Genomic DNA, 12,661 nt, shown 5'->3' on the forward strand with positions numbered 1-12,661 from the left:
GATTATGGCGTTGACTGGGCCGGGAGCGAGACGCAGCCGCTGCCATTGGCGAGGCAGACGAACGTTCCTTTGAAACGCGGATCGGTGATCAGGTCGCGACTGTCATCCGCGGTTTCGGCATCGTCGGACACCGGCCGGATCGGCACAAACCGGCCGGCATCGAAGGTCGGCGTGACGGAGCTTGCCTGTGTGCCGGGTCGGGGGTCGGCGGCCTTTTCCACGGTCAGCACGCCGGGAAGGAAGCTCATGCGATAATTGGCGGACGCCAGAAGCGTGCCTTGGGTGATCGCATAGGCGCCCGGCTCGCTAAGGCTGGTTGCCGACGTAGCCAGCCTTCCTGAAAGCCTGTCGTTATTGACCAGGCCCGTACCCCCGACCGTGTAGGTGAGCGCCGGATTGGCAAGGCCGTGGCGGCGGCTGAGAGAGTCGGCGGCGACCGTGATGGCGCGCTGGTTCACAATGAGGTCTGCACCCGTGTAGCTGATGGCGTAGTTGGCGTTTGCCAGCGATCCTTGCGTGATCGCGTAGGCGCCGGCATCGGCATATTGCCCCGCCGTAGTCGCGAGCGATCCGGAGAGCGTGTCGTTGTTGACAAGGCCCGCCGCCGTGTAGCTCAGCGTCGGATTGGCATCGCCATAGGTCTTCGACAGCGCATCCGCCGTCACCGTCAGCGCCCGCTGGTTCACGCCCAGATTGGCGCCGGCATAGGTCAGGGCGTAATTGCCGGAGGCCGCGAGCGTCCCCTGGGCAATCGCATAAGCACCGACATTGGAATACTGCCCCGCCGTGGTCGAAAGCGATCCGGAGAGCGTGTCGCCATTGACCAGGCTTGCACCCCCGACCGTGTAGCTCAGCGCCGGGTTTGCATCACCATAAGTCTTCGACTGCGCATCCGCCGTCACCGTGATTGCGCGTTGATTGATGCTCAAGTTGGCTCCGACATAGGTCAGGGCGTAGTTGCTTGACGCCGAGAACGAGCCGGTGATGGCATAGGCGCCAACGTTGGAATACTGCCCCGCCGAGGTCGAAAGCGATCCGGAAAGTGTGTCGTTGTTGACAAGGCCCGTCGCCGTATAGGTCAGCGCCGGATTGGCATCGCCATAGATCTTGGACAATGCGTCTGCCGTCACCGTCAGCGCCCGCGGGGTCACGGTGAGGTTGGCGCCCGTATAGCTGATGGCGTAGTTTGCATTCGCCAGCGATCCTTGCGTGATCGCGTAGGCGCCGACATCGGAATATTGCCCCGCCGTGGTCAAAAGCGATCCGGAGAGCGTGTCGTTGTTGACAAGGCCTCCGACCATGTAGGTTAGCGCCGGATTGCCATCGCCATAAGTTTTCGATAGCGCATCCGCCGTCACCGTCAGCGCTCGCGGGGTAATCGTCAGATTGGCGGCATTATAGGTGAACGCATAATTGGCATTGCCGAGGCTGCCGATGGTGATGCCATAGCTACCCACATTCGAATACTGCCCCGCCGAGGTCGAAAGCGATCCGGAAAGTGTGTCGTTGTTGACAAGGCCCGTCGCCGTATAGGTCAGCGCCGGATTGGCATCGCCATAGATCTTGGACAATGCGTCTGCCGTCACCGTCAGCGCCCGCGGGTTCACGGTGAGGTTGGCGCCCGTATAGCTGATAGCGTAGTTTGCGTTGACCAGCGATCCTTGCGTGATCGCGTAGGCGCCGACATTGGAATATTGCCCCGCCGTGGTCGAAAGCGTACCGGAGAGCATGTCGTTGTTGACAAGGCCCGAACCTCCGACCGTGTAGGTTAGCGCCGGATTGGCATCGCCATAAGTTTTCGATAGCGCATCCGCCGTCACCGTCAGTGCTCGCGGCGTGATTGTCAGATCGGCGGCATTATAGGTGATCGCGTAATTGGTATTGCCGAGGCTGCCGATGGTGATCCCGTAGCTACCCACATTCGAATACTGCCCCACCGGGGTCGAAAGCGATCCGGAGAGCGTGTCGTTGTTGACTAGGCCCGAGGTTGTGTAGGTCAGTGTCGGATTGATGTCACCGTAGGTCTTCGACGCAGCGTCCGCCTGAACGGTAATCGCCCGCTGGCCGATGGTCAGGTTGGCGCCGGTGTAGCTGATCGCGTAGTTCGAATTGGCGAGCGTCCCAATGGTAACGCCATAGTTGCCGACATCGGAATAGCGGCCTGCCGAGGCCGAGAGCGACCCCGACAGCGTGTCGCCGTTGACCAGACCCGTCGCCGTGTAGGTCAGCGTCGGATTGACATCGCCGTAGGTCTTGGTGAGCGCGTCCGCCGTCACCGTGAGCGCCCGCCGATTGATCGTCAGGTTGGCGCCGGTATAGCTGATCGAATAGTTGGAATTCACCAGCGTGCCGATGGTGATGCCATAGGTTCCCGCATCCGAATATTGCCCCGCCGGGGTCGAAAGCGAACCGGAGAGCGTATCGCCGTTGACGAGGCCCGACGTGGTGTAAGTCAGCGCCGGGTTGATATCGCCATAGGTCTTCGACAGGGCATCAGCCGTCACCGTGAGCGCCCGCTGATTGATCGTCAGATCGGCGCCAGTGTAGCTGATCGAATAGTTGGAATTCGCGAGCGTGCCGATGGTGATGCCATAGGTTCCCGCATCCGAATATCGCCCCGCCGGGGTCGAAAGTGAACCGGAGAGCGTATCGCCGTTGACGAGGCCCGACGTGGTGTAAGTCAGCGCCGGGTTGATATCGCCATAGGTCTTCGACAGGGCATCAGCCGTTACGGTGAGCGCCCGCTGATTGATCGCCAGATCGGCGCCAGTGTAGCTGATCGAATAGTTGGAATTCGCGAGCGTACCGATGGTGATGCCATAGGTTCCTGCATCCGAATATCGCCCCGCCGGGGTCGAAAGTGAACCGGAGAGCGTATCGTTGTTGACGAGGCCAGAGACCGTATAAGTTAGTGCCGGATTGGCGTCACCATAGGTCTTGGCGAGCCCGTCCGCCGTCACGGCTAGCGTACGCTGATTGATGGTCAGGTTGGCGGTGTTGTAGGTGATCACATAGTTACTCGATGCAGCGAGTGTGCCTTGGCCAACCGCATAGTTACCCACGTCCGAATATTGCCCGGCGGAGGTTAAAAGCGATCCGGAGAGCATATCGCCGTTGACGAGGCCGCTGATTGTATAGGTCAGTGCCGGATTGGCATCGCCATAGGTTTTCGACAGAGCATCCGCCGTCACCGTGAGCGCGCGCTGGGTGACGGTCGCATTCGCGCCGACATAGGTCAGGGCGTAGTTCGACGAAACCGACAGTGTCCCCTGCGTGAGGGCATAGGTGCCAACATCGCTCGAGCTAGTGATACCCGCGAGTGCTCCTGACAGCGTGTCGCTGTTCACCAGCGACCCGCTGGTCACGCTGTAGGCGAGTGTGGGCGCATCACTATAGCTGAAGCTCTGACCCGACGTCGCCGTCACCGTGATCGGGCGGGCCGCGATGGTCAAAGCGTTGCTGGTGTCGATATAGGCGGTGCGCGAACCGGTCACGGACACGACATTGGCATCCGAATAATTGTAGGTGCCGGCATTGGTGGCGGCACCCACCGCGCTGCCCCAGATCAGGGAGACATTGCCCGTGCCGACGCCCGTCAGCGCCGCGCCGGAAATGGTGCTATTGGCGTCGCCATAGACGCGCGTGGCGCTGCCGATGGAGATATAATCGTCATAAAGGCTTGTGCTGAGCGCGCGCAGCATCATATAGCCGCTGTTCGCGCCGCTGGTTGATTTGCCCCAGTCAGACGAGAAATCCCAGCCCGCATTGATAAAGGTGAACGGGTCCTTCATCTGCGCCGTGGTGAGGCCTATTGCGGAAAAAGAATATGGGTATTGAACCTGTCCACCGCCAGATGGCTGTCCCGTGGTTTCGATATCCCAGAAGCTGGATGATACGGTGGCTACTTCGCTCCCACCCACCAAGCCTCCGAGATAGGGGCCATTATAATTGTTCCAGTTTCGACTAGTGGTGAAGGTGCCGCTGACGGCACCCGTGGCATAGGCGTTGGTGATAGTGGTATGGTCAATGAATCCCACCAAACCTCCGAACTTGCCATTATCTAAATTATCAAAATAATACGTGCCGCTGACAGCGCCCGTGGCATAGACGTTGCGGAGAGTGCCGGAAAGGTCGTGACCCACCAGCCCTCCAAAGTTGCCAGTAGAGCCGCTGGAACCGGTGCTGGTGACGGCGCCGGTGGCATAGACGTTGGTGATGGTTCCACCATAGTTGAAACCCACCAGGCCTCCGGCTTCGCCAATGGCGCCGACAGCGCCGGTGGCGTAGGCGTCGGTGATGGTTCCGTGGTCGTTGTAACCCACCAGGCCTCCGGCATAGTAGCCATGAAGCCCTAAGCCGGCGCTGACAGGGCCGGTGGCGTAGGCGTTGGTGATGGTTCTTCCGGACTTGTTGTAACCCACCAGGCCGCCGACATAGTCCGAGCCGCTGACAGCGCCGGTCGCGTATGCGCCGGCGATCGTGCCGTCGTTGTAACCAACCAAGCCTCCGCTGTAGACAAGGTAGCTGGTGACAGCGCCGGTGGCGTGGGCGCTGGTGATCGTGCCATAATTTTCACCCACCAGGCCTCCGACGTATGAATTGCCGGTGACAGATCCGGTGGCATAGGCGTTGGTGATCGTGCCGTAGTTGGTACCCACCAAGCCTCCAGCGTCCATATCAAAGATGGTGACATTGCCGGAGGCATGGGCGTTGGTGATGGTTCCTCCGCCATCGTTGTAACCCACCAACCCGCCGACGTAGTCCCAGCCGCCGACAGCGCCGGTGGTATAGGCGTTGGTGATGGTGCCATTGTTGTAACCCACCAGGCCTCCGATATATGTACCGCCGTTGGGGGCGATGATGGCGCCGGTGGCATAGACGTTGGTGATGGTTCCCCCGTTGTTGTAGCCCACCAAGCTGCCAACCCATTGGGCGCCTGTGATGGATCCCCCGATCAAACCGACATTCGCAATGGTCGCGCCTGGACCGACATAGCCAAACAGGCCGGTATAGGCATAGAGTAATTGATTGTCGATCGTCAGACCGGAAATCGTGTGGCCTTGGCCATCGAAATTGCCGGCAAATCCGGCGCCGCCGTTCAGCGCCTGGAACCCATCGGTGCCGATCGATCGGAAGCCAAAGCCATAATTCCAGTTGGCGGTGTCGGAGGCGTCGATATCCTTGCCGAGCGCGAAGCTTCCGGTGAGGTGATCCTGGATGCTTTGGAGGCCGGTGGGATTGTTTACCAGCTGATAGGCGACGAGGCTGTTTGCCGTGACATTGCCGCTGAAATCGGTCGCGGTCCCGAACATGGCGGGATTATAGTAGATATTTGCCGTGGAGGCCGATCCGGAAAGATTGACGGAACCACCCGCACCGAAGGAGACCGTGCCCGTACTGGTGCCCGAATTGTCGGCTTGTAGCACCACCCCGGCGCTGGTTCCCGAAGCCGTGATGGCGGCGTTGATCGCGATGTCGGACGCGGCGCTGAGGGTGAGCGTGGTGCCCGCACTCCAGGAGAGCGCATCGGCCACCGTGATCGTGCCGGCCTGCGAGCCGGCGGAGCTGCCGTCGCCGGTCGTCACAGTGACATTGGCGCCCGCGAGTGCGGCCTCGAGCGTGCTGACATTGATGACGCTGTCGTCGCCGGTGGCGGTGAAGCCGGACGAATTACTGTCAGTGCCCGACGAGATCGTGACGTTATACGGATCGAGCAGCAGATTGCCGAAAGCGCCATTAGCCGCCGTCAGGTCGGTAAAGCCCGTATAGGAAAGTAGCGCCTTGCCGGAGACTTCCACATCGGCGCCGTTGCCGGAGAGCGAACCGCCGCGGGCGGTGATCAGGCCTTCGAATTGCGTGAGATCGTCCGACCACAAGACGACATTGCCGCCCTTGCCGGTCGTGATTGCATCGGCATTGATGACGGTGCCGGCATCGACGGTCAGCGTCTCGGCGTGCTTCAAGGTGCCGCTACCCTGCCGCTCGCCGCCGATATTGATCGTGCCGCCGCCGCTCTTGCCGGAAGCATTCACCCTGGCAGAAGCGAGCTTGATCGACCGCCCGGTCACCGTGACCTTACCGCCGATGCCGGCAGCATTGCTGGCATTGAGCGTGCCGGAGATCGCCACCTCGCCGTCACCGCCGGTGAGCGTGATGTCGCCGCTCCTGCCGGAAACGCCCTTGGCTTCGATCGTGCCGGACATGTTGACCGCCTGACGCGCCATGTCCCTGGCGGCGGCGGCCGAAAGCTGCACCGTACCGCCATTGGCGGAGATCTTGCCGCTGTTGGAGACGAGCGCTTTCGTGCCCGCGGCCGTTGTCGGGATCGCCACCTGCAGGAATCCATCACCGGCCAGATCGAGCGTCGCCTGCTCGCCCGAGCCAAGCGCCACCTTGCCCATCGGCACGGTAATCACGCCGGAGTTCTCGACCGAGCGGCCGATCAAGGCGAGATAGCCACTCCGATTGATGGTGATCGTGCCCGCATTGGTCACGGAGCTGGATGCGCCGTTGCCGGTAAACGTCCGCTTGCCGGCCATGAAGTCGTCGTCGGAGATGCCTAGCGTCGAGGCGACGAAGGCACCGGTATTGATCGTCCCCGTCGGGGTAATGGCAATGCCGTTAGGGTTGACCAGATAGACCTGTCCGTTGGCAGTGAGACTGCCAGCGATGGTCGTCGTGGTCGAGCCGATGACGCGGTTGAGGATGGCCGAGGAGGCATTCGGCTGGATGAAAGTGACGCCATTGCCCTGGCCGATATTGAAGTTCTGCCAGTTGACGACGGCGTTCGCGCTCGTCTGGTTGATCGTCAGCGTGCCGTTTGACGGCGTGCCGATCGTCACGCTGCCCGCCGCGACGCTTCCACCCGTCGGCAGGGACTGGGTGAAGGCCGGATTGGCCCCGACCAGTGCCGTGGAGGCAAGAAGGACGATGAGCCGGGTCCTCGTGGGGACGGGGCGGACGATGGAGCGGTGGTCTTTGACGTGCAGCATGGCGATGGTCCTAAAACTGGAACGCTGCCGAGAGCGTGAAGCGATTGTCGTTTGAACCATCACCGAAGCGCTCGGTGCGGCCATATTCGAGGCTGAGGGTCATGGAATTGAAGCTCGCCTGCTCGGCGGCGCCGAGGCGCAAGCCTGCCCCATACGACGCCCCTTGTGTCCAAGCTGCTTCCAATGCGGTCGGCTGATGCAGGCGCACACCGCCATAGGCCCCAAACAGATAGGGTGAGGCGAGGAAGGCGCCGCTCGCCGCCCCGTCCGCCGGCAGGTTAGTGCCCTGCTGCGCCGGGAAGGCGGATAGCGCGAACGGCAGGCTGAACGGCATGGTGAACGGAAACTGCGCCTCGGCGCGGACGACGAAGCCGTCATCGCCCTGCATCAGGCCGGAGGGGAACGTCGAAAGGCCGGAGGTCGAGGCAAGGCCGATCTGCTCGGAATTGAGCAGCGGTTGGCCGAAGGAGGTCTGTGCCTTGGCGACCAGATCGAAGGTCAGGTGTTCGGCGACCGGCTGGCGATAGCCAAGCGTGAGTTCAAGCTTCTGGAAGTCGGCGTCGGCGCCCTGCCGCGACAGCGGCGTATCGCTGGCGGCAGCATCCGCAGCACTGCGCGCACCCAGACCGTTGATGCCGAAGGAGCCGGTCAGCCCGGCCGAGAACAGAGAATCGCCGAACACGTACCAGGAGAGGTCCGCCCCGGTTCGCAGGACGCGCAGCCGGTCCTTTGATAGAGCAACGCCGCCGAGATTGATGGCACTCAGTTTCTCCTGCTGCGCGTCGAATGCGCCTGTCAGGTTAAGCGTCAGGTTGCGCGACCGGATCAGCGGATAGTTGAGTTTGGCGGAATAGCGGGTGAAGTCCGATTGGAAGGCAATGCTGCCAGCCTCAGCTTCCGGCGCGGTGCGCGAGACCGTCGCCTCCAAATTGAGGCTCAGTCCATCATTGCCGAGCGGCAGGGTGACGCCGCCGGCCAGCATGCGGTTGCGCGGCGCTCCTGAGAAGAAATCGGTGTCGCCGTCGAAGCGCGGAGCGCCGGAAGCGCGCAGATAGATAAGCTCCCCGAAACCGAACACCGAATTGAAGTCGATGCCCATGCCCGTATTATATTTGCCAAGCTGGTCCGACTGACGGTTGTCCGCGTTGAGAGAAAAGAGCACCGGCTTGTAACGGGCCTCGATCGTCAGCACACTGCCGCCAGCCGTCGTCCCCCTGGAAAGGGTAGAGCGCAGCACGATGCCCGGCAGGTCGCCGGCCAGCAGCACCCGTCGTTCGATCTCGGCATTGGTGATGCTTTTCTTACTTACCAGCGGCGCCAGCAGTTTCGCGACGCGTTGACGGATGTTGTCCGGCAGATGCGAGGTGTCGATCCTTTCCAGGAAACCGTCGATGACGGCGATGCGCAAAGTCGCGCCGTTCACGAGGCGTTGCGCCGGCAGGAGAACGCGCACCAACGGATAGCCTTTTGCGGCATAGGCTGCCTGCAAACGGCTCGCGGCGGCGAAGAGATCGGCAGCGGTGACTGTCTTGCCGGCAAGTTCCGCCTTCAGCTTCGCCGTGTCTTCCGTCAGCGCCGGCAGGCCGCCTTCTACGACGACACTCCCGATATGGACGTCGAGCTTTTCCGCACCGGCGGGTGCGGCCTGCTCCGCGCCTTCGGGAATCACGATACCGCGCGCCTGCTTCTGCAATTTTGGTTCAAACGTCTGCGGCGTCACTTGCGAGGCGGTCTGCGCCAGGACCGGTCCCACCGAAAACAGCATGATCGCCGTTCCGGCGAGCAACGCGGCCCGCCGCACATCGTCACATCTCGAAATCAAAATTCACCTCGACCTGCCTGTTTCCCCGCACGCTTCCCCCGGCGATCGAAGGCGAGCCCAGCAACGCCCTAGACAACCCACAAAAGTCGCGCTGCTCACTCAGCGCAGACCCATGCAGAATCCGTCCGTGGAGCGGCTATTTTGCCCGCAATCGCGAGAACAGGGCGTTCGGGGAACCTGTTCCGCCCAAGAGCTAGGAAAATTCTCCGTGATTGTCTGCGTCCATTTTTGACTGCCCGTGAACCGGCATCCGCGATTTGCTATGCTTCAGGGGTTGCTTGGACGGACTGCTGCCGAACAATGTCGGAACCTATGCGATCATGCAGGGGTCGCAGATCGTTGCCGCCTTAGTGCCAAACGGTATCTGGCGTCTATCGCGGATCGCCGGTCGGCAGGCCGATTTCGACAAGCGTTCGCAAAACGGCCTGGGTGGCGACGAGGTAGGTGTCGCTCGCGTTGCGACGCGACAGGGGGAGAGTGCGGACGGTGAAGTCGGGACGTAGCGCCATGCCTTTCAGGAACGCTTCCCATGCCTCCGTCTTGCGGCCGAGGCGCCGGTAGGCGGTCGCCAGCAGCATGTAGGAGCGGCCGGAGCCAGGAGTGATGGCGATCGAGCGTTCCAGCAAGCCGATTGCTTTTGCGTTGCGATCGAGCAGCAGGTTCGCCCAGCCAGCCCCGAGCAGCCAGGTCCAACGGGAGACAGCCGGCGTATCGAAGCGGTCGGCCTCGGCGAATGTCCGCAGCCCATCCTCGAAGCGGCCGAGTTGGACCTCTGCGAGACCGATCTGATAGAGCGCCGCGCCGTCCCAGGGATTGAGTGTCAGCGCAAGCGCGCAGGCGACAAGGCCTTCGGCGAGCTGGTTGGTCGCCGTCAGCAAGCGGCAGTATGCACCCAGCACGGCTATGGATTGCGGTCGCGACCGGAAAGCATCTTCCAGCAAGGCGCGGGCATCGGTTTCGGCGGCGGCGCTTTCGGCGGCGTTATACCAGCCCATTTGCACAGCGCGCAGATGCAGGCCGGCAAGTGCCACTCGCAGGTCGACGTTTCCAGGATCGGCGGCACGATATGTCTCAAGGATCTCCCGCGCCGTTGCAAAACGCTCACGCGTCGTCTGGTTGATCGACGCGACGGCCTGCTGGATCGCGATATCCGCGCCGCCGGTTCGGTGCGTGCTGTCTCGTTCAGCAAGATTGTTCATCCGGACGGCCAGCGCATAGCCGACGCCCGCCGTAAGGCGGGACTGGAGACGTTGTGGATCGGTTTCCCCGGCGTCCACCGATATCTCGGCGACCGTCTGGATCTCGCCGCTTGCAACATCGATGAGGCGCGCCTGAATGGTCCAGGATAATCCAGTTTTGCGCAGATCAGCTTGCACCTGGTAGGAGGCACGGGTGTTCGATCCCTCGCTTGCGACGAGATCGATGCCTTCGATCTTGGAAAGGCCGCCGACCAGCTCGGCGGTGGTGCTGCGGGACAGGGCCACACCCTCGGGACTACCGGAGGCATCGGCGACCGGGAGCACTTCCAGCACGGGCCGCGATTGTTGGAAAAGATAGGAACGGTTGAAGAGAATGAGGAGTGCTACAACTAGAACGCCGAGGCTAGCGAGCACCACGGTGCGAAGTCTCCGGCGCAGCCTTGCGCCGGACTGGTTCCCCGCTTGCGGGAGCGGTAGTGCCGTCTCGCGCTCCTGTCCGTGGGTAACATCGACGGCGAAGAGATAGCCTCGGCCCGAGACCAGCTTGATCATCTGCCGCTCGCTATCACCGAGCGCGGTGCGGATTTCGCGGATGCACTGGAAGAGGCTGTCCTCGCCGACATGGATGCCGGGCCAGACGACGTCCATCAAGTCCTGCTTGCCGAGCACGCGATGGCTGTTGGTAACAAACAGTTTCAGCAGTTCGAAGGCTTTCGGGCGCAGCCGGGTCACGGACCCGTCAGGCGCGCGCAGTTCGGCACGGTCCGGATCCAAAACGAAGCCCGAGAATAAGAACAAGTGCCCTCCACGCCCTTACACAATAGGGCGCACCATAATGAGCACCCGGCAGAGCCGTCAACCGGTGGGGTCGGGCGTGTGGGGACGGTATGGCGCGGTCGGTGCAGGTGGGCAATTTCAGAAAAGAATCAGGAAATTTCAGAATTCTGCCGGCTGGCCTTCAGGACGTTGCGCCGGCATCGCGGCTATCTGTCGAACGGGTCACAGGGCGGCGGCTGGTGATGCATGACTGGGGAATGACCGTGCCTGACAAAAAAAGGGAGCGCAGATCTGTCTGTCATGGCTCCATATCGCTCGAGTGTCATGCTGTGACGTCCATGTTTGAGCGGCGCTTCCACCTTCTGCCGGAAGCAAGCGGGATCGACGGTCTGATGGCGGCGGAAGCCTTTGGCGATGCGATCGCGTTGCTGGCACAGAGTTTCATCGCGAGCCATGTCGCCGCGCCGCGTCCATCGGCGCTATTCGCCTCGCAGCAGCGCTGGCTGCTCTCCCAGGCAGCGCTCGCTCGGCATTTTCGCGCCGCAGGGGCTGGCGGACCCGGCGTGTCGCGAAGGGCCATCGGGCATCTCGCGGTCCAGCACAGCATTGCCAGCCGCAACACCGCCTATGCCTTCTTCGACGAAATTCTGAAGTACGGCCTAGTCCTTCCCGCGCCCGAAGAGAGCCGCGCGGGGGAAGTGGTGCCTGCGCCCGCAGCCCTACTGGTACTCGGAGGGTGGTACGAGGTGCATCTTGCCGCTCTCGACTGTATCGACGGGGGAGATAGGGGCAGTCGCTTTCGCAGCGCGCCCGAACGGCTGCTTCCGCTTCTCGCGCCGGCCATAGGCGATCGCCTCCTGGCGAGCCCCGAGATACGAAGGCCGGGGCCGCTCTACCGGATCTTCGCCTGGATCGATGCAGGCGGGCATTTGATGGACCGGCTTGTTGCGGGCATCGACCGACACGCATCGCGGCCTGGCGGCTACCTAACGGATGTCAGATCGATCTCGCATCTCGCCGATTTCCTAGCGCTTTCACGGGCGCATACCAGCCGCAAGTTCGCCGAAGCGGAATCGATCGGCGGCTTAGGCTGGAATGGCCGTCGCGGGCGCTCGCGCATCTGGATTTCCGACGGTTTCTATACGGAATACGCGATGGCGCAGGCGCGCAAGCTCATCATCTTCCAAGAGGCGTTCGCAGAGATCGGAGGGCGAGCACCAAAAATGGACGACGAGGATTGTGCCGTTTTTTCATAGTTTCGGCAGGGCTTCTCTTTTCGGTGTCTGAGGTGGCTGCAGCTCCAACGCCAGACTTATATCCAGCGACGTCAGAGATAACGGCGCGCCACGGACAGCGATTTATTGCCAATCCAATGCAGGAGTCCTGAAAGATCGGGGGCGGCTCGCGGCCACATCCCTTCCTTCTTCTGCGGCAACTATGAATTTGAACCGGACAGGAGAATTTTAAACTTTGGACATTTGCTTTGACTATTCGTAAAGCGCTGCTTGCTGCAACATTTCCGGAGGGATGAAAGCCTATCTTGCTTTCCCCATGCTCATTCACATTGAGATCCACATATCCGGGCTTTGCCACAGCAAGGAAACTGCAAAACTGTGCTGGTTGCGGGGTGTAGTACCCACGATTTGAACCTACACAGCTAAATCATTGATTTTGTTTAATCTACGCGCAAATGGGCCTGTACGCACAGAAAGCAAAAACCCGGTAACCTATTGGGTTGCCGGGCTTTTCGAGAGTGTACGTTGGTTGCGGGGGCAGGATTTGAACCTGCGGCCTTCAGGTTATGAGCCTGACGAGCTACCGGGCTGCTCCACCCCGCGTTATAAGCTTTTTGCCGAAGGCAAAATAGCGAT

At 61.6% G+C, this 12,661-nt stretch carries 4 protein-coding genes and 1 tRNA gene; 1 reads left to right on the top strand and 4 read right to left on the bottom strand.

Translation table 11 applies throughout. The features are described from left to right. Positions 1 to 2: 2 nt before the first annotated feature. The 3 genes from MOV61_RS02555 to MOV61_RS02565 form a co-directional block, all read right to left on the bottom strand. Positions 3 to 6,992 (bottom strand): MBG domain-containing protein, encoded by a 6,990-nt coding sequence (locus MOV61_RS02555; protein WP_247135424.1) that lies wholly within the window; start codon positions 6,990 to 6,992, stop codon positions 3 to 5. A 10-nt stretch (positions 6,993 to 7,002) separates the two neighbouring features. Further along, positions 7,003 to 8,757, bottom strand: a complete 1,755-nt coding sequence (locus MOV61_RS02560; protein ID WP_247135425.1) for a ShlB/FhaC/HecB family hemolysin secretion/activation protein — start codon at positions 8,755 to 8,757, stop codon at positions 7,003 to 7,005. 428 nt (positions 8,758 to 9,185) lie between these two features. After that, positions 9,186 to 10,811 carry a winged helix-turn-helix domain-containing protein gene (locus tag MOV61_RS02565; RefSeq protein WP_247135426.1) on the bottom strand — a complete coding sequence of 542 codons (1,626 nt, stop codon included), beginning with the start codon at positions 10,809 to 10,811 and terminating at the stop codon, positions 9,186 to 9,188. 89 nt (positions 10,812 to 10,900) lie between these two features. Here MOV61_RS02565 and MOV61_RS02570 point away from each other — a divergent pair, with 89 nt between their 5' ends. Next, positions 10,901 to 12,046, top strand: coding sequence for a hypothetical protein (locus MOV61_RS02570; protein ID WP_247135427.1), 1,146 nt, complete (start codon positions 10,901 to 10,903; stop codon positions 12,044 to 12,046). A gap of 505 nt (positions 12,047 to 12,551) precedes the next feature. On the opposite strand, the gene MOV61_RS02575 is transcribed toward MOV61_RS02570, so the two are convergent. Then, positions 12,552 to 12,628, bottom strand: a tRNA-Met gene (locus MOV61_RS02575). Between the last annotated feature and the right edge of the window lie 33 nt (positions 12,629 to 12,661).

Origin of the sequence: Neorhizobium sp. BETTINA12A (assembly GCF_023006485.1) — a bacterium.
In the GTDB taxonomy this organism is placed as follows: Bacteria; Pseudomonadota; Alphaproteobacteria; order Rhizobiales; family Rhizobiaceae; genus Neorhizobium.

Excerpts from the sequence above, each read along its gene's own strand:
- MOV61_RS02560 (WP_247135425.1), bottom strand. The coding sequence starts at position 8,757 with ATGCTGTTTTCGGTGGGACCGGTCCTGGCGCAGACCGCCTCGCAAGTG.
- MOV61_RS02555 (WP_247135424.1), bottom strand. The coding sequence starts at position 6,992 with ATGCTGCACGTCAAAGACCACCGCTCCATCGTCCGCCCCGTCCCCACG.
- MOV61_RS02570 (WP_247135427.1), top strand. The coding sequence starts at position 10,901 with ATGGCGCGGTCGGTGCAGGTGGGCAATTTCAGAAAAGAATCAGGAAAT.